Here is a 17954-nt window from a genome sequence, read left to right on the forward strand (position 1 = left end):
GGGTGGCTCAGTAGCCTTCCGAGGCGAGAAACGCCTCGAACTTGCGCATTTCGTCGGCATCCGCCTCGACCATGTGCCGCGGCTCTGGATAGGCGCCCGCCTGGATATCGTCGGCATATTCGCGGAAGGCCGCGATGCGCTCGCTCTGCAGGCGGTCGAACTCCGCCGCGAAGTCGCGGTACCGCTTGGCATGGCGCGGATAATGGCCGCGATTGCTGCCGAGCACGTCTTCCGCGAACAGATATTGCGCATCGCAGCCGGCGCCGGCGCCCATCGAGATCATGATCAGCGATGTACGCCGCGAGATCGCGCTTGCAACCGGGGCCGGCACAACTTCGATCTCGGCGGCGAAGGCGCCGGCGGCTTCAAGGTCCTTGACCTGCTTCCAGACGAAGGCGGCACTTTCGGCCGTCTTGCCGACCGCCTTGAAGCCGCCCGTCCAGGTCGCATGCGCCGGGATCAGTCCGACGTGACCGCAGACCGGAATGTGCTCGTCGCGCAGCCGGCGGATGGTCTGCAGGCTGGCCGCGCAATACATGGCGTCGGCGCTGGCCGCGCGCAGCTTCACCGCCATGCGCAGGATCTCGTCGGTGGTTGCGCCCAGCTTGATGCGTTCGTCGCCGGGAATGGCAAAGCAGGTGGGCGCGGCGTCGCGAAAACGCGGATCGAAGATAAGATCATAGGGGACCGAGATGATGTCGATGCCGGCACGCTCGGCGGCCTCGGCCTCCTCCAGCGAGAAAACGCGCAGCTTCGAAAGCTGGCGCTTGCCCTTCAGCAATTGCAAATCGGCGACGGTCGGTCTGTTGCGTGCCATGTCCGTGGATCCCCTCGTTTCCAGCGATTACTCGGGCCTATGCCGCCAGCAGCGACTTCAGCTTGACCGATTGCGTGCCGAGCGCCTCAGGCGCGGGCGTCGCCCGCTTCGCGATCAGCATCTCGGCCAACCGTATGTCGCGCGCCACCGCATTGCCGGGCCCGATGCCGCTGGCGGCGACCAGCCTGCCGTCCTCGGCCAGGTGGAACAGAATGAAGGCGCCGTCGTAGAGGTCGCGCCGTACGGTCGAGCGGCCTTCGTCCGAAAGCCCGGCGATCTGCAGCGTGAGCCCATATTGATCCGACCAGAACCACGGCACCGCGGCATGCGCCTCGTTGGCGCCCAGCATGTTCTTCGCGGCGAGCGCGCCCTGCTCCTGCGCGTTGCGCCAGGCTTCCAGCCGCACGCGCCGGCCGCCATAGACGGCGAGCGGGAACGAGCAGCAGTCGCCGGCGGCAAAAACATCCGGATCCGCGGTGCAAAGGTTCTCATCGACGGCGATACCGTTGTCGATCGCAAGTCCTGCTTCGGCGGCGAGCGCCGTCACCGGCACGGCGCCGATGCCGATCACGGCAAGATCGGCGACGATTTCCTGCCCGTCGGCAAGCGTGATGCGAACTTGCGTGCCGTCGTCGGCAATCGCCGTGATGCCTTGGCCGGTAAGCACCTTGACGCCTTCGGCCTGATGCGCCTTGTGAATGATTTCCGCGACCTCGGCCGGCACGCCGCGCATCAGGATGCGCGGCTGCGCCTCCAGCACCGTGACCGTGGCGCCTAGCTTGCGCGCCGAAGCGGCAAGCTCGAGGCCGATGAAACCGCCGCCGATGATGGCGACGCGGTTCTCCGGCTTAAGATGGGCGCGGATCGCGAGCGCGTCGTTGAAGGTCCTGAGATAAACGCAGCGGCCGCCCAGACCAGGCATCGGCAGCTTGCGCGGCACGGACCCGGTCGCGAGCAGCAGCTTGCCATAGCCAAGCGAAGAGCCGTCGGAGAGGCGCACGAGATGCGCGGCGCGGTCGATCGCGACGGCCCGAACGGAATGGATGTGGCGGATCGAGCGTTCGGCCAAAAGCTCGTCGCTGGCGATCGCCTTGATGAGGAGCGCCTCGCTGGTCATCGCCTCCTTCGACAGCGGCGGCCGTTCATAGGGCAGATGCGGCTCGTCGCCGACCAGCGTCACCGGCCCTTCATGACCAAGGTCGCGCAGGGTAAGCGCGGCACGACCGCCGCACTCGCCGGCGCCGATGATGACCATTCCTCCCGCCATCCCGTCACCCAAGCTGAATGAGAACTTTGCCAGCGTCGACCTTGACCGGATAGGTCTTGAGATTGACGCAGACCGGCGCCCCGCGCGCGTCGCCGGTCTTGTAGTTGAAGCGGCCATTGTGTTTTGGACACTCGATGATGTCGTCCATCACCAGCCCATCGGCCAGATGCACTTTCTCATGCGAGCACAGGCCGTCGGTCGCGTAATACTCGTCCTCCGGGCTGCGATAGATGGCGTAGGTGCGGCCGGCATGATCGAACCGCATTACGTCCTCCTCGTCGATGTCTCCGGCCGCGCAGGCCTCGACCCAGTCGCTCATGTCGTCCTCCGGCGAAATTCTTCGTTGTCGGTTGTGTCGGATCCGGTCACTCGGCCGCGGCCGCTACCGGATTGTCGTTGTGGAGCTCTTCCCGGTAGGGCTTTGCCGTCGGCGGCAGCTCGCGCTTGAGGAAGTAATCCTCGTTGCGCAGCTGGCGCAGGAAGGCCGGGATCATCTCGCGGTAGCCGGCCAGGATCGACGGCGTCGGCGCCGGCAAATCGTGCTTGATCAGCTCATGCAGCTTGGGCAGCGCGTGGTAGGGCACCATCGCGAACATGTGGTGCTCCACATGGTAGTTCATGTTCCAGTAGATGAACCGGCTGATCGGGTTCATGTAGACGGTGCGGCTGTTCAGCCGATGGTCGATGACATTGTCGGCCAGCCCGCCATGCTGCAGCAGCCCGGTCATGACGTGATGCCAGGCGCCGTAGAGGCGGGGCAGGCCGACGAGCATCAGCGGCAGCCATGAATGCAGATAGAGCGCCAGCGCGATGGTCGCGACATAGATGGCGAGCCAAATACGGGCGATGCGGATGGCCTTGGGCTGCTCCTGTTCCGGGATGAAGGTCTGTTCTGCGGCGCTGATGACGCCGGCGGCATTGCGCACCATGTCGGTCATCGCATGCCAAGCATCGAGCACGCCGAAAAAATTCAGCACAACGCGCAAAAGGTCCGGCGGTCGCATGACGGCGATCTCCGGGTCGCGGCCGACGATGATGGTATCGGTGTGGTGGCGTGTATGGCTCCAGCGCCAGGTCACCGGATTGCGCATGATCATGAAGCAGGCGAGCTGGTAGACCGCATCGTTCATCCATTGGGTGCGGAAGGCGGTGCCGTGACCGCATTCGTGCCAGCGGGAGTCGGTCGAGGAACCGTAGAGCGTGCCATAGGCAAAGAAGAACGGCACGCACCACCAGCTACCCCAGAACCAAGCGCCGCCCGCGCCACTGAGGAACAGCGCACCGAGCCAGACGATGGTGTCTCGGATAGCGGGCTGGTCGGAGCGCTGCATCAGCTCCTTCATCTGCTTGCGCGGGATCTCGGTGTGGTACCACTGGGCCGCCGAAAGACCGTTCTCGACCGCGCGCTTGGCGTCGCGGCCGGTCAGGCTGTAGTCGCGTCCGGACGGCGCCGGAGACGTGATTGCCGTCATTGCGGGGTCCTCCATCAGCACCTGGCGAAGGGCCCTCGGCAATGCCGCGCCTCGCCCATGGCTGGCTTCGACTTCACCATAGCGCCAAGTCATGATAGCCTCAATGTCACAAAGATAGATTCTATCATTTTCTATCAGATTCGGCTAATCTGAGTCGGGCAAGCGATGGAGCACTCATGGCAAAGCGGCCGACAATCACCGATCTCGCGCGCGTTTCAGGCTTCAGCGTCGCCACGGTCGACCGGGTGTTGAACAATCGCCTGCCGGTGCGCGAGGAGACGGCGCGTCGCGTCTACGAGGCGGCGACCGACATCGGCTATCACGCCGCCGGCCTGATCAGGCAGCGCATGCGCCAGGAGTTGCCCGAATATCGTCTCGGCTTCCTGCTGCTACGCGGCAATGACGTTTTCTACGGCGATTTCGCCCGCGAGCTGGAGCTTGCCGTCTCGCAATCGCAACGTTTCCGGGGCACTGCGACGATCGACTTCGCCGCTTCGCTGGCGCCCGATGAGATCGCCGCCCAGATGCGCAAGCTGGCGGCGAAATCCAGGGCCATCGCCGTGGTCGGTCCGGACCATCCCACCCTGACGGCGGTGGTCGAGGCGCTGAAGGCGCGAGGGCAGCCGGTCTTTTCGCTGCTCTCCGACTTCGCCGCCGGCATCCGTGAAGGCTATGTCGGGCTCGACAACCGCAAGGTCGGACGCACCGCGGCCTGGATGATCGCCAAGGCCGCCAGCAAGCCAGGCAAGGTCGCGCTTTTCGTCGGCAGCCACCGTTTTCATGGTCACGAGCTGCGCGAGATCGGCTTCCGCTCCTATTTTCGCGAGCATGCGCCGGATTTCACTGTGATGGAGACGCTGGTCAACCTGGAGGCCAACCAGGTGACGCATGATGCGATGCTCGAGCTTCTGGCTCGGCATCCCGACCTTGCCGGCTGCTACGTCGCCGGCGGCGGCATGGAGGGCGCGGTCGCGGCGTTGAGGGCGGCGAAGCCGGCGCATATGCCGGTGGTCGTCTGCAACGAGATCAATGCGGAGTCGCGCGCGGCACTTGCCGACAACATCCTGACCATGGTGATCTCGACCCCGCTGGCGGCGCTCTGCCGCGAGCTTGTCGGGCTGATGGCGCATGCCATCGAGACCGGCGCCGCCAATGCGCCCGGCCAGACTTTTCTCCCCTTCGACATCTATCTGCCGGAAAACATCTAAGCCGCCTCCCGTCGGAATGATGTGATCCATCAGGCTGATGGAATTCTTTCGCGCCGTGAAATTGCCCGGAAGTCCGCCGCAGAACGTTTGCATGCCCGGCCGCGAGGGCGCTGCACGCTTGTCTTCATCGAAAAACCGGCACGCCCATTTCGAATCTCCCTTGACGGCTGTAAGCGAAATGGAATAAATATTTCACCAACTGGGTATTTTGGTTCTTTCGTTCCGGAACATCTGTTTCAAACAGAGGACCAGGCGTTCCATTATGCGAGGAAAACGCCGCCGGAAGGGCCATGGGAGAGATTCCCCGGTAACATCGGGGATTCCGGTTCAATCGGTGCAGCCGGACACCAAGTGGAGGAGAAACTAAAATGAAGAAACTGCTTTTGGGCGTCGCGCTTTCGGCGCTGATGTGTTCGTCCGCCTTCGCCGCCAAGATCGGCGTCTCGATGGCTCTTTTCGACGACAATTTCCTGACGGTGCTGCGCAACGGCATGATCGCCCAGGCCAAGGGCATGGACGGCGTCGAACTGCAGGTCGAGGACGCGCAGAACGACGTGGCCAAGCAGCTCGACCAGATCAAGAACTTCGCCGCTTCGGGCGTCGACGCGATCATCGTCAACCCGGTCGACACTTCGGCCACCCAGGCGATGTCGGATGCGGCGGCCGCGGCCAAGATCCCGCTGGTCTATGTCAACCGCGAGCCGGTCAATGTCGACAAGCTGCCCGACAACCAGGCTTTCGTCGCGTCCAATGAGGCCGAGTCCGGCACGCTCGAGACCAAGGAAATCTGCCGGCTGTTCAAGGAAGCCGGCAAGAAGGAAGCCAATGTCTATGTGATCATGGGCGAGCTATCCAATCAGGCGGCGGTGCAGCGCACTAAGGATATCGATGAAGTGATTGCCACGCCGGACTGCAACTTCATCAAGATCATCGACAAGCAGACCTCGAACTGGAAGCGTGACGAAGCGCAGAACCTGATGACCAACTGGCTGTCGTCCGGCAAGCCGTTCGACGGCGTCATCGCCAACAATGACGAAAGCGCCATCGGCGCCATCCAGGCGATGAAGGCCGCCAATATCGACATGAAGTCGGTCGTGGTCGGCGGCGTCGACGCAACCCAGGACGCGCTGGCCGCGATGCAGGCGGGCGATCTCGACGTCACGGTCTTCCAGGATGCGGCTGGCCAAGGCGCGGGCGCGCTCGATGCGGCGCTGAAGCTCTCCAAGGGCGAGAAGGTGGAGCGCAAGGTCTACATCCCCTTCCAGCTCGTGACGCCGGCGAACATCGACAAGTTCCTGAAGAAGAACTGACGCCGCGCCAACGCAATTCCAGGAAGTTTTCCATACGGACTTGCGTGAGGACAAACCCTGGAGCGGCGCTCCGACGCATCGAGTTGGCTGAAATCGGCTGCAGACAGAGCAGCGTCGCTCCCTTCCTTCTCCCGCCCGACCGGGCGGGAGAGCGGGCGCGGTCATTCGGAGGAAGAAGACGTGTCACAGACATCGCATGGCATTGGCGGGCTGAGCTATGACGCCAAGAAGCGCCCCTGGCCTGCCGAGTTCAACGTGTTTCTGGCGCTGGTCATCCTGGTCGGCGCATTCGAGCTGATCGGCCGCGTCTTCCTCGGCGACAGCTTCCTCTTCAACACCCGCGATAACGTCGATGCTATCTTCAACGAGCAGCGGCTGCAGATCATCATCCTGCAGGTGTCGATCGTCGGCATCATAGCCATCGGCGTCACGCAGGTCATCATCTGCGGCGGCATCGACCTGTCCTCGGGCTCGATCGTCGGCGCCACCGCCATGATCGCCATGAGTTTCGCGCAGGTTGCGACCGTCAACGGCAATCCCAACCCCAAGGCGATGTTCATCGCCTATGGCTGGACCGACCTGCCGGTCATCGTGCCGCTTCTGGTCGCGATCGGCTGCGGGCTGATTGCCGGCCTGATCAACGGTGCCCTGATCGCCTACACCCGCATTCCGCCGTTCATCGCCACGCTCGGCATGATGGTCACGGCGCGCGGCATCGCCAAATGGTGGTCGAAGGGCCAACCGATCTCGTTCCCGACCGACAGCTTCGCGGCCATCGGCAAGGGGCTGATGCCGGTCATCATCTTCATTTCACTGGCGATCCTGTTCCAGCTCATCCTGAGCTACACCCGATACGGCAAGCATTGTTACGCCATTGGCTCCAACGAGGACGCCGCGCGCATGTCCGGCATCAAGATCGCCAACCACAAGGTGCTGGTCTATGTGATTGCCGGCATCCTCGCCTCGATCGCCGCGGTGGTGCTCTCCTCCAAGAACCTCACTGCCCAGGCCGGCATGGGCGTGATGTACGAGCTCGACGCCATCGCCATGGCGGTCATCGGCGGCGTCTCGCTCTCGGGCGGCCGCGGGTCTATCATAGGCACGGTGATCGGCTCGCTGATCTTCGGCGTCATCATCTCCGGCTTCACCTTCCTGCGCCTCGACGCCTACTATCAGGAGATGGTCAAGGGCGTGATCATCGTCGGCGCAGTCGTTCTCGATCAATGGCGCCAGCGCCGCCGGGCGATAGGAGCTTGACCATGTCCGATATCGTTCTGAAGACCGAAAACCTCACCAAGCATTATGGCGGCGTTCACGCGCTGCAGGAGGCGAATTTCGAGCTGCGCAAGGGCGAGCATGTCGCCATCATGGGCGACAACGGCGCCGGCAAGTCGACCTTCGTGCGCCAGATCACCGGCGTCGAGCAGCGCACCGACGGCAAGATCTGGTTCGACGGCAAGGAAGTGAACTTCGCCGGCCCGATCGAGGCGCGCGAGGCCGGCATCGAGACCGTGTTCCAGAACCTGGCTCTGGCCGACGACCTCGACGTGCCGTCGAACCTCTTCCTCGGCCGGGAGAAGGTGCTTTTCAACCTCGGCCCCTTCTCGATTCTCGACCGCAAGGCGATGCGCAGGGCGACGGAGGCGGCGCTGATCCGCACCGCGGTGAAGATTCCGAACCTTTCCAGCACCATCCGCCACATGTCGGGCGGCCAGCGCCAATGCGTGGCGATCGCCAGGACCGCAACCTTCGCCTCCAAGCTGATCATCATGGACGAGCCGACCGCAGCGCTCGGCGTGCAGGAAACGGCGCAGGTCGAAAACATCATCCGCACGCTGAAGGAGAACGGCGAGCCGCTGATCCTGATCAGCCACAACATGCGCCAGGTCTTCGACCTGGTCGACCGCATCGTCGTCTTCCGGCGCGGCCGCATCGTCGCCAATTTGCGCAAGCAGGACACCGACGGCAACGACATCGTCGCTTACATCACCGGCGCCAAGACCGGGCAGGCGGAGCTTCAGGCCGCCTGACCAGGCGCCACGACGGGACCAGACCAAATCGTCCGCGCCGGCCGGCGCGGACACGTTTTAGAACCACCCTCAAAGGACATTCCATGACTCTCCGCTTCGCTCTTCTCGGCGCCGGCCGTATCGGCAAGGTGCATGCCCGCGCCGTAGCCTCAAACCCGCAGGCCAAGCTGGTGGCCGTGGCGGACGCCTTCGAGAAAGCGGCGACGGAGCTTGCCTCCGCCTATGGGGCCGAGGTGCGCAGCATCGACGCCATCGAGCAGGCCAAGGACATCGACGCCGTCATCATCTGCACGCCGACCGACACTCACGCCGACCTCATCGAACGCTTCGCCAGGGCCGGCAAGGCGATCTTCTGCGAGAAGCCGATCGACCTCGACGTCAAGCGCGTCGAGCAGTGCCTGGCCGTGGTCGACAAGGCCGGCGCTACGCTGATGGTCGGCTTCAACCGCCGCTTCGACCCGCATTTCGCCGCCGTCCGCAAGGCTATCGACGACGGCGCCATCGGCGATGTCGAGATGGTCACCATCACCTCGCGCGATCCGGGCGCGCCGCCGCTCGACTACATCGCGCGATCCGGCGGCATTTTTCGCGATATGACCATCCATGATTTCGACATGGCGCGCTTCCTGCTCGGCGAAGAGCCGGTGGCGGTCAGCGCGCACGCCTCGGTGCTGGTCGACAAGAAGATCGGCGAAGCGGGCGATTTCGATTCCGTCAGCGTCATTCTGGAAACGGCGTCCGGCAAGCAGGCCGTCATCTCCAACTCGCGCCGCGCCACCTATGGCTATGACCAGCGCATCGAGGCGCACGGCTCGAAGGGCATGGTTGCGGCCGAGAATCAGCGGCCGGTGTCGATCGAGCTCGCCAATGACAAGGGCTACACCCGCCCGCCGCTGCACGATTTCTTCATGACCCGCTACATCGAAGCCTACGCCAACGAGATCGCTTCCTTCATCGCCGCCGCGACTGCCGGCAAGAAGGCGGCGCCGAGCGGCAAGGACGGGCTGGTCGCCTTGAAGCTGGCGGATGCGGCCTTGGAGTCTGCCAAGACGGGCAAGACCGTCCGCGTCGCCTGAAGGTTTTGAAATCGATTACAGGAGCAGAGCGATGAACGGTCTAGCCGGTCGCAATTCAGAAACGCGCGCCATCGTCACCGGCGGCGCGCAGGGCATCGGCTTCGCCGTAGCGGAAGCCTTGGCCGACGAGGGTTGCCGCGCGCTGGCGCTGGTCGGCCGCTCGCAGGAGAAGGGCGACAAGGCGGTCGCAGCGCTCAAAAAAAACGGTGTCGACGCCATCTTCATCAGCGCCGATGTCGCCAAGGTCGCCGACTGCAAGCGCGCCGTCGCAACGGCGCTCGCGCATTTCGGCACCTTGAACGCGCTGGTCAACGCCGCCGCCACTTCGGCCCGCGGCTCGTTGGTCGAGACATCGGAAGAGCTTTTCGATCAGATCTTCGACACCAATGTGCGCGGCCCCTTTTTCCTGATGCAGGGCCTCGTTGCACATCTCCTGGAGCGCAGGGCGCCGGGCTCGATCGTCAACGTGCTGTCGATGTCGGCGCATGCCGGCCAGTCCTTCCTGACGCCCTATTCGACCAGTAAGGGCGCGCTGATGACGCTGACCAAGAACGTCGCCAGCTCCTACCGGAAAAACCGCATCCGCTGCAACGCGGTGCTGCCCGGCTGGATGGACACCGAGGGCGAGGCGATCGTGCAGAAGAAGTGGCACGATGCGCCGGACGACTGGCTGGAAAAGGCCGAGGCCGCGCAGCCGATGGGCCAGCTGGTGAAGCCGGCGCAGCTCGCCCGGCTGATCACCTATATGCTCAGCCCGCAGGCCGGCGTCATGACCGGCTCGCTGGTCGACTATGATCAAAATATAGCTGGCGTGATCGGGGAGTAGTGCCAACGAGCAGCCTTACGCCAGAAGCAGGCCGGGCTGTTATGGGTGCAGATGTGATCAGCCCGTGCGCCCACAGGTAGCCGGCCCCTGAAGGCCCCCTGTTGCCGCAGCATCACTATTCCGATATAGTCAAGATGGTCAGAATAGTCATGAGATTGAGATGCTGCCCGGACCCAAAGAAGACACGAGCTGGACGGTCGCTGGGGCAAAAGCCCGGCTCTCGGAGGTTATAGATCGGGCGCAATCTTCGCCTCAGACGATCACCCGTAACGGCAAACCAAGCGTGGTCGTGGTGTCTGCAGAGGAATGGCGGCGAAAGACCGCCCGCAAAGGAACGCTTGCGGAGTTCCTCCTGGAGTCGCCGCTGCGCGGCACCGATCTCGACCTTGAGCGTCAACCCGACGAACCGCGTGATCAGCCGCTTTGAGGCTTCTGCTCGATACCAATGTCCTGTCCGAGGTGACGAGGCCGGCGCCGGATGTAGGCGTTCTAAAGTGGCTGGACGGGCTTGATGAGGATCGATCATTCATCAGCGTCGTGTCGATCGCCGAGATCCGGCGCGGCGTTGCCCTCATGGATGAGGGCCGCAAACGAGAGGCACTGGCCGAATGGCTCGCTCGAGATTTGCCGCAGCGCTTCGAGCAAAGGGTTTTGCCGGTGGACGAAGCCGTTGCCCTGGCCTGGGGCGACCTGATGGGCCTTGCCAAGCGCCGCGGTCGCGGTCTGTCGTCGATGGACGGTCTGATCGCCGCCACCGCGATTGCGAAGCAGCTCACCTTGGCAACGCGTAATTCGAAGGATTTCGAAGGCTTTGCAATCGAACTTTTCGATCCATGGTCTGCATGAACCGTGAACCGCTGCATGATGCTCTCTTTTTTCCCGAGGCCACGGAGCACGGCGCAAACCAAGCAAATGCTTATTTTCATGAGGACGTGACAAGCGCCTCGGCATCGACTATATGAGCCGCATGATCCACCTGACCGCCTCGTTTTGGTACTTTAGCTACGGTAGCTCGCTGGCGGTGGGAGGATTGCGCTCGATCTGAAGATTGCAGCATCTAATCCGAAAAGCCGCCAGACCTGGCGGCTTTTTCGTTTCAGCCGGCAGGTCTCCTAACCAGGAGCAGAAAGCCGTGTTGACCACCACAGACGACCTACGGGTCAAGGAACTCAAAGTCCTGAGCACGCCGGACGACGTGCTGCGCGAGATACCGCGCTCGCTCACGGCGACGCGCACCGTTGCTGCGTCACGCAACGCCATCCATTCCATCCTGACCGGGGCCGACGATCGACTGGTCGTCATCGTCGGCCCTTGTTCCATCCACGATCCGGTCGCCGCCGTGGACTACGCCAGCCGTCTGGCGGCGCTGCGCGAGGCCCTGGCCGACCGGCTCGAGATCGTCATGCGCGTCTATTTCGAGAAGCCGCGCACCACGGTTGGCTGGAAGGGCCTGATCAACGATCCTGACCTCGACGGCAGCTTCAACATCGACAAAGGCTTGCGGATGGCGCGCAACGTGCTTTCCGCCGTTAACAATCTCGGCCTGCCGGCGGCGACCGAATTCCTCGACATGACGACGCCGCAATACATCGCCGACCTCGTCGCCTGGGGCGCCATCGGCGCGCGCACGACCGAAAGCCAGATCCACCGCGAGCTGGCGTCGGGCCTCTCTTGCCCGGTCGGCTTCAAGAACGGCACCGACGGCAATCTGAGAATCGCCGGCGAGGCGGTGAAGTCCGCTGCGCAGCCGCATCATTTCATGGCGGTGACCAAGGGCGGCCGCAGCGCGATCGCGGCGACGACCGGCAACGAAGACTGCCATGTCATTCTGCGTGGCGGCGTGGCGCCGAACTACGACGCGGCAAGCGTCGACGCGGCCGCCGCGGAGCTCGGCCGCATCGGCATCGCGCCGCGCCTGATGATCGATGTCAGCCACGCCAACAGCGGCAAGAAGCCGGAGAACCAGCCGAAAGTCGCGCACGACGTGGCAGGCCAGGTCGCAGCGGGCGACGAGCGCATCATCGGAGTCATGATCGAGAGCAATCTCGTCGCCGGCCGTCAGGACGTCGTGCCCAGCAAGCAGCTCACCTACGGCCAGAGCATCACCGACGGCTGCATCGATTGGGCGACCACCGAAACGGTGCTGCACGGTCTTGCCGGCGCCGTCGAGTGGCGCCGGTCGGTGAAGCGCGAACTGCTCGCCACCCGTCAGGGCGCCGCCTGACAACCCTGGCTGAGGGCGGCGTTCACGCCGCCCTCAGCCCTTCCCATGCGGTGAATACCGAGACCGCGAATAGAAGCAGCCCGGCCGCACGGCCGGCAATGACCGTTGCCCGCGGATTGCCGACCAGAAGCGCCCGGCTGCGCCCGGCGGTGATGGCGAGGCCGCCGTAGATTCCTGCTTGTGTGACGACAGTCAGCAGTCCCATGATGGTCGCCTGCATCCAGATCGGACCGTAAGCCGGCTTCAGGAACTGCGGATAGACGGCAAGGATAAACAGATAGGCCTTGGGGTTGATCAGGCAGGTGACCAATCCCTGGCGAAAGGCTTTCCAGGCGGAGCGGCTGCCGGCGGGGCCCTTCATCGCTGACGGTGATCGAGCTGCGCATCAGCGAAATTCCGATATAGGCCATGTAAGCGGCGCCGGAGATCAGCAGCGGCTTGAACAGGACCGGCACGAAATGCATCAGCAGCCCGACGCCGATCGCCCCGTTCAACGTATGCACTACGCCGCCCAGCATAATGCCGCCGGTCGCCGCCAGCCCCCTGTCGCGCCCCCCGGTCAGCGCATTGGCCAGCACGAACAGCATGTCCATGCCTGGAACGGCGATGATGCCGAACAGCAGGATGAAGAATAGCCAGAGATTTTCCGTGTAACTCATGTCAGTTGCCTGTCGCAGTGCCCGCCAAGGACGCTGAGGAATCTGTTGATTTTCAAACCGATGCGCGGCCCTATAGGTCGTCCCAACTGACGGGGGTGTGTCAGTTGCGTTACGATCGAGTGGAAAAATGCGCAAGGCCTCGCGTCTGTTCGAAATCATCCAGATCCTGCGGCTGGCCAAGAAGCCGGTGACCGCGGCGACGATTGCCGAGCAACTGGAAGTGACGGTGCGCTCCGTCTATCGCGACATCGCAGCCCTGCAGGCGATGCGCGTGCCGATCGAGGGCGGGCGCGGCATCGGCTATATCCTGCGCCCCGGCTTCGACCTGCCGCCGCTGATGTTTTCGATCGAGGAGATGGAGGCGATCGTGCTGTCGCTGGCGCTGCTGGAACGCACCGGCGATGACGAGCTCAAGCAGGCGGCAAAGCGCGTCGGCGCCAAGATCGCCGGCGCGGTGCCGCCGCCCTTGCGCCAGACGCTCGACGCCAACGCACTTCATGCCTGGGGTTTTGCGCCTGCGGCCGCGGCGGTCGATCTGGCGCTGGTGCGCCGCGCCATCCGCGACGAGGAGAAGCTCGACCTCGCCTACCGCGACGAAGCCGGCCGCGACACACAGCGTATCGTCCGTCCGATCGCGCTGATCTACTACGCCGAGACCGCCAACATCGTCGCTTGGTGCGAACTGCGCCAGGCCATCCGCAATTTCCGCAGCGACCGCATCGAGGATTGCCAGCCGACCGGCCTATGGTTCAAAGGCGAAGGCGATCAACTGCGGCAGGTTTGGGTGGACGGCTGGGAGATCAATGCAGCAGCCGCCGCCGGCACCTGAAGGGGAGCCAGCTCACCTCACATCCACCCAGCGCTGTTCCTGGAACGAACGCGCCATCGCATGCACGGTCCGCTCGATCTCCAGCCCCTCGTCGAAGTCGATGGTCCGCGCCGGCTTGCCGGCGATCCGCATCAAAAGCTCGCGGCATTCGATGATCTTAAGGTCGTTGAAGCCGAGGCCGTGGCCGGGCGCCGGCACGAAGGAATCGTAGGGCTTGTGGTGCGGCGCCAGCAGGATCGTGCGGTAGCCCTGCTCGGTCGGCCGGTCGGCGGTCAGATAAAGTTGGAACTCGTTCATTCGCTCCTGGTCGTAGAGGATCGAGCCTTTCGAGCCGAAGATCTGGAGGGCGATACGGCCCTTGCGGCCCCAGGCCGAGCGGTTGACCAGCAGCGTACCGGCGACACCGTTCTCCAGATGCATCAGAACACTGGCGATATCGTAGGTCTCGACCGCACGGCGGCCGCCGGAGGCGACGCGCCGGTCGGCATAGGGTTTCGCCATGTCGCACATGACGCGAGCGACGCGGCCGAACAGCACTTTGATCAGCGACAGCGGATGCACCGCGAAATCGTCGAGCGCGCCATAACCGGAAGCCGCCTCATGCTTCCAGAAGAACAGCGCCTCGGGATCGGCCATGAAATCCTCGTCCATCTCGATGCGAACGAGATTGACGTCGCCGATGATCTTTTCCTCGAGCAACGCGCCGATATGGCGGATGGCCGGGTTCTGAATGTAGTTGTAGCCGAGCACGGCAGCCTTGCCGGATTTGGTCGCTGCCTTTGCCATCGCCTCGGCCTCGGCAAAACTCGGTGCCATCGGCTTCTCGCACCACAGGTGCTTGCCGGCGTCGAGGATGGCGATCGCCATTTCCGGATGGAACTGGTTGGGCGTGGTCAGCGACACAACATCGACCTCCGGATCGTTGACGACGGCACGCCAGTCGCCCGAGCCTCGAGTGAAGCCGAACTCGGCCGCTTTGCGCTTTGCAAGCTCGTCATTGACCTCACCCAGATGCACCAGCCTCGCCTTCTCGACATCGGGAAAGACGGTGCCGACCGCGTTCCAGGCAATGGCGTGGCACTTGCCCATGAAGCCCGTGCCGATGAGGCCCACTCCGACCATGTCGATTGTCTCCGCGGAAGAATTCGCATGGATGAATTAATCCATTTCAGCCGAGAATGGAACGTCCAAATCATTTTTTATGGTGTTCTTGCGCGAAACCGCTATGATGAGGCAGGAGAGGGAACACCAGCATGGCCGTGGGCGGAGCGACGATGGACGGACGGGTGCCTCGCGATTTCGAGACCTTGCGCACGACGATCCTGGAGCGGCGCACCAGTCTGCCCAAGCGCATCGCGCAGATCGCCGCCTATGCGCTGGACAATCCCGACGACATCGCCTTCGGCACGGCGGCGAGTATCGCGGCTTCCGCCGGCGTCCAGCCCTCGACGCTGATCCGCTTCGCCCAGCAGCTCGGCTTCGACGGTTTCACCAGCCTGCAGCAGGTGTTTCGCGAGCGGCTGCGCGAACGCAATTCGTCTTATGACGAGCGGCTGGCGGCGCTGCGCGCCAAGGCCGAGGAAGGCGCCGGACACCGGGCGATCTTCGACGGCTTCGTCGCTGCCGCCAGCACCTCGCTCAGCGACATTTCGCGCGCGCTGAACGATGCGCATTTCGAACAGGCGATCACGCTGCTGGCAAAGGCCGAGACGATCTATGTGCTGGCCAAGCGCCGCTCCTATCCGGTCGCCTCCTACATCGCCTACGCGCTTGGCAAGCTCAAGATCCGCAACCAACTGATCGAGTCGGCCGCGGGCTTGAATGCCGAGATGATCGGCTTCGCCACGCCGCGCGACGCCGTCATCGCCATCAGCTTCTCGCCTTACGCGCCTGCGACCATCGAGGAGACGCGCTCGATCGCCGAGCAGGGCGTGCCGATCGTTGCCATCACCGACAGCTCGTTCTCGCCGCTCGCCCAATTCGCCAAGGTCTGGTTCGAGGTGGCCGAATCCGATTTCGGCGGCTTCCGCTCTTTGTCGGCGACGATGGCGCTTGCCATGGCGCTGACCGTTGCCGTCGGCGAAAAGCGGCGCGACGCCGGCCGCAAGCGCAAGGCCTGAGCGGCCCCGAACGGGCGTTTTTCCATCAGGGAACACTCATTCCATATTGACTATGGATTGGAATTATTATTTCATATTGACGGTGTCACGCCGCCGTTCGCGCGTGCTGCTCAAAACGACGCTGCTCTGCACAACAAAGCCGATGGGAGGTTCGAATGGGCGAAGCCGTGGAAGCGAAATATCCGCCGCTCGACGTCATCACGATCGGCCGCGCCTCTGTCGATCTCTACGGCCAGCAGATCGGCTCGCGTCTGGAGGACATAACCTCCTTCGCCAAGTCGGTCGGCGGCTGCCCGGCCAATATCTCCGTTGGCACGGCAAGGCTCGGCCTGCGCTCGGCGCTGCTCACTCGCGTCGGCGACGAGCAGATGGGCCGTTTCATCCGCGAGCAGCTCAGGCGTGAGGGCGTCTCGGTCGACGGCCTGAAGACCGACAAGGAACGGCTGACGGCGCTGGTGCTGCTTTCCGTCGAGGACGAAGGCGTCTCACCGATGATTTTTTATCGTTCGGATTGCGCCGATATGGCGCTCGCCGAAGCGGACATCGACGAGGCTTTCATCGCCTCGGCGCGCGCCGTGGTCGTCACCGGCACCCATTTCTCGCGTCCCAACTCGGATGCCGCACAGCGCAAGGCGATCCGTTTGATGAAGGCCAAGGGCGGCAAGGTCGTCTTCGACATCGACTACCGCCCGAACCTCTGGGGGCTCGCCGGCCATGCCGAGGGCTTTGAGCGCTACGTCAAGTCGGACCGGGTCTCGGCGCAGCTGAAGACGGTGCTGCCCGATTGCGACCTCATCGTCGGCACCGAGGAGGAAATCATGATCGCCTCCGGCGCCGACGATTGTTTGAGCGCGCTTAAGACGATCCGCACGCTGTCGGCCGCTACCATCGTGCTCAAGCGCGGTGCCAAAGGCTGCATCGTCTATGACGGGCCGATCAGCGACGACCTCGAGGACGGTATCGTCGGCGAGGGCTTCCCGATCGAGATCTACAACGTGCTTGGCGCCGGCGACGCCTTCATGTCGGGCTTCCTGCGCGGCTGGCTCGGCGGCGAAAGCTTTGCCACGGCGGCGACCTGGGCCAATGCCTGCGGCGCCTTCGCCGTGTCGCGCCTGCTATGCGCGCCGGAATATCCCACCTTCGAGGAGCTGGAGTTCTTTCTGAAGCACGGCAGCAAGCACTTGGCGCTGCGCAAGGACGAGGCGATCAACCACATCCACTGGGCGACGACGCGCCGGCGCGACATCCCTTCGCTGATGGCGCTCGCTTGCGACCACCGCGTCCAGCTGGAAGATGTCGCGGCCAGGGTCGGTGCAGATGTCTCGCGCATCCCCGACTTCAAGGTGCTCACCGTCAAGGCGGCGGCCAAGGTCGCCGCCGGTCGCGACGGCTACGGCATGCTGATCGATGAGAAATACGGCCGCGATGCCATGTTCGAGTTCGCCCGCCATCCCTTTGCCTGGTTAGGTCGGCCGGTCGAGCTGCCCGGATCGCGGCCGCTGCGCTTCGAGTTTTCGCAGGACATCGGCTCGCAGCTCACCGAATGGCCGGTCGACCATTGCATCAAGTGCCTCTGCTTCTATCATCCGGATGATCCGGAGGCGCTGAAGACAGAGCAGCAGCAAAAACTGCGGACCCTGTTCGAGGCGGCGCGGAAAGTCGGCAGGGAACTGCTCGTCGAGATCATCGCCGGCAAGCACGGCACGCTCGACGACACCACCATTCCGCACGCCCTTGAAGAACTCTATGCGCTGGGCATCAAGCCCGACTGGTGGAAGCTCGAGCCGCAGGCCTCGGCAGGCGCCTGGGCCAGGATAGAGCAGGTGATCGTCAAGAATGATCCGTGGTGCCGCGGCGTCGTGCTGCTCGGTCTGGAGGCGCCGCAGGATGAGCTGGTCGCCGCCTTTGCCGCCACCGCCAATGCGCCCATCGTCAAGGGATTTGCCGTCGGTCGCACCATCTTTGTCAATGCCGCCGAACAATGGCTGGCCGGCAAGATCTCGGATGACGAGGCTGTCGCCGACATGGCCTCGCGCTTCGAGCAATTGACCGAGGCATGGCTTGCAGCGCGCGGCCGCAAAGCAGCATAAGAAGAACGGGCAGCATATTAGGCGGC

Annotated in this window: 17 protein-coding genes and 1 pseudogene; 12 read left to right on the forward strand and 6 right to left on the reverse strand. The window is 63.8% G+C overall.

All coding sequences use genetic code 11. From position 1 onward, the window contains the following. Nucleotides 1-7 precede the first annotated feature (7 nt). The 4 genes from CK222_RS00685 to CK222_RS00700 are packed head-to-tail and all read right to left on the reverse strand — an operon-like array spanning nt 8 to nt 3556. Nucleotides 8-817: a 3-methyl-2-oxobutanoate hydroxymethyltransferase gene (locus CK222_RS00685; RefSeq protein WP_095799064.1), complete on the reverse strand. Its 810-nt coding sequence runs from the start codon at nt 815-817 to the stop codon at nt 8-10. Nucleotides 818-854: 37 nt separating this feature from the next. After that, on the reverse strand, nt 855-2072 hold the full coding sequence (locus CK222_RS00690; RefSeq protein WP_245432939.1) for an FAD-dependent oxidoreductase: 1218 nt from the start codon (nt 2070-2072) through the stop codon (nt 855-857). Nucleotides 2073-2088: 16 nt separating this feature from the next. Then, entirely contained in the window at nt 2089-2403 is a 315-nt protein-coding gene (locus CK222_RS00695) for a MocE family 2Fe-2S type ferredoxin (RefSeq protein ID WP_067002880.1), read from the reverse strand. 46 nt (nt 2404-2449) lie between these two features. Beyond that, nucleotides 2450-3556 carry a fatty acid desaturase family protein gene (locus tag CK222_RS00700; RefSeq protein WP_095799443.1) on the reverse strand — a complete coding sequence of 369 codons (1107 nt, stop codon included), beginning with the start codon at nt 3554-3556 and terminating at the stop codon, nt 2450-2452. Between the two features lie 176 nt (nt 3557-3732). Between CK222_RS00700 and CK222_RS00705 the strand changes: the two genes are divergently transcribed. The 9 genes from CK222_RS00705 (at nt 3733) to CK222_RS00745 (ending at nt 12230) form a co-directional block, all read left to right on the forward strand. Then, nucleotides 3733-4764, forward strand: coding sequence for a LacI family DNA-binding transcriptional regulator (locus CK222_RS00705; RefSeq protein ID WP_095799066.1), 1032 nt, complete (start codon nt 3733-3735; stop codon nt 4762-4764). 368 nt (nt 4765-5132) lie between these two features. After that, nucleotides 5133-6074, forward strand: coding sequence for a sugar ABC transporter substrate-binding protein (locus CK222_RS00710; protein WP_067002877.1), 942 nt, complete (start codon nt 5133-5135; stop codon nt 6072-6074). Between the two features lie 180 nt (nt 6075-6254). Next, entirely contained in the window at nt 6255-7331 is a 1077-nt protein-coding gene (locus CK222_RS00715) for an ABC transporter permease (RefSeq protein WP_095799067.1), read from the forward strand. A gap of 2 nt (nt 7332-7333) precedes the next feature. After that, nucleotides 7334-8104, forward strand: coding sequence for an ATP-binding cassette domain-containing protein (locus CK222_RS00720; RefSeq protein ID WP_067003269.1), 771 nt, complete (start codon nt 7334-7336; stop codon nt 8102-8104). Nucleotides 8105-8187: 83 nt separating this feature from the next. Continuing rightward, nucleotides 8188-9180 (forward strand): inositol 2-dehydrogenase, encoded by a 993-nt coding sequence (gene iolG / locus CK222_RS00725; protein WP_095799068.1) that lies wholly within the window; start codon nt 8188-8190, stop codon nt 9178-9180. A 31-nt stretch (nt 9181-9211) separates the two neighbouring features. Further along, the gene (locus CK222_RS00730; protein ID WP_067002874.1) at nt 9212-10006 is read left to right on the forward strand and encodes an SDR family oxidoreductase; all 795 of its coding nucleotides are present in this window, start codon (nt 9212-9214) and stop codon (nt 10004-10006) included. A gap of 160 nt (nt 10007-10166) precedes the next feature. Continuing rightward, a complete protein-coding gene (locus tag CK222_RS00735) occupies nt 10167-10433 on the forward strand; it encodes a type II toxin-antitoxin system Phd/YefM family antitoxin (protein WP_095799069.1) in 267 nt (88 codons plus the stop codon). Continuing rightward, nucleotides 10430-10852, forward strand: coding sequence for a type II toxin-antitoxin system VapC family toxin (locus CK222_RS00740; protein ID WP_095799070.1), 423 nt, complete (start codon nt 10430-10432; stop codon nt 10850-10852). Before CK222_RS00735 ends, CK222_RS00740 begins: the two co-directional genes overlap by 4 nt. Nucleotides 10853-11138: 286 nt before the next feature. After that, entirely contained in the window at nt 11139-12230 is a 1092-nt protein-coding gene (locus CK222_RS00745) for a 3-deoxy-7-phosphoheptulonate synthase (RefSeq protein ID WP_095799071.1), read from the forward strand. Nucleotides 12231-12252: 22 nt separating this feature from the next. Here CK222_RS00745 and CK222_RS00750 read toward each other — a convergent pair. Then, nucleotides 12253-12889 (reverse strand): annotated as a pseudogene (locus CK222_RS00750) (LysE family translocator). Nucleotides 12890-13016: 127 nt separating this feature from the next. On the opposite strand from CK222_RS00750, the gene CK222_RS00755 reads away from it, so the two are divergent. Then, nucleotides 13017-13718 carry a YafY family protein gene (locus tag CK222_RS00755; protein ID WP_095799072.1) on the forward strand — a complete coding sequence of 234 codons (702 nt, stop codon included), beginning with the start codon at nt 13017-13019 and terminating at the stop codon, nt 13716-13718. Nucleotides 13719-13730: 12 nt separating this feature from the next. Here the strand turns inward: CK222_RS00755 and CK222_RS00760 are convergent, their stop codons facing one another. Continuing rightward, on the reverse strand, nt 13731-14840 hold the full coding sequence (locus CK222_RS00760; RefSeq protein WP_095799073.1) for a Gfo/Idh/MocA family oxidoreductase: 1110 nt from the start codon (nt 14838-14840) through the stop codon (nt 13731-13733). A 152-nt stretch (nt 14841-14992) separates the two neighbouring features. On the opposite strand from CK222_RS00760, the gene CK222_RS00765 reads away from it, so the two are divergent. Then, the gene (locus tag CK222_RS00765; protein ID WP_067323921.1) at nt 14993-15838 is read left to right on the forward strand and encodes a MurR/RpiR family transcriptional regulator; all 846 of its coding nucleotides are present in this window, start codon (nt 14993-14995) and stop codon (nt 15836-15838) included. A gap of 155 nt (nt 15839-15993) precedes the next feature. Further along, on the forward strand, nt 15994-17928 hold the full coding sequence (gene iolC, locus CK222_RS00770; RefSeq protein ID WP_095799074.1) for a 5-dehydro-2-deoxygluconokinase: 1935 nt from the start codon (nt 15994-15996) through the stop codon (nt 17926-17928). Nucleotides 17929-17954: the final 26 nt, after the last annotated feature.

The sequence above is a fragment of the Mesorhizobium sp. WSM3866 genome, assembly GCF_002294795.1.
Taxonomy (GTDB): Bacteria; Pseudomonadota; Alphaproteobacteria; order Rhizobiales; family Rhizobiaceae; genus Mesorhizobium.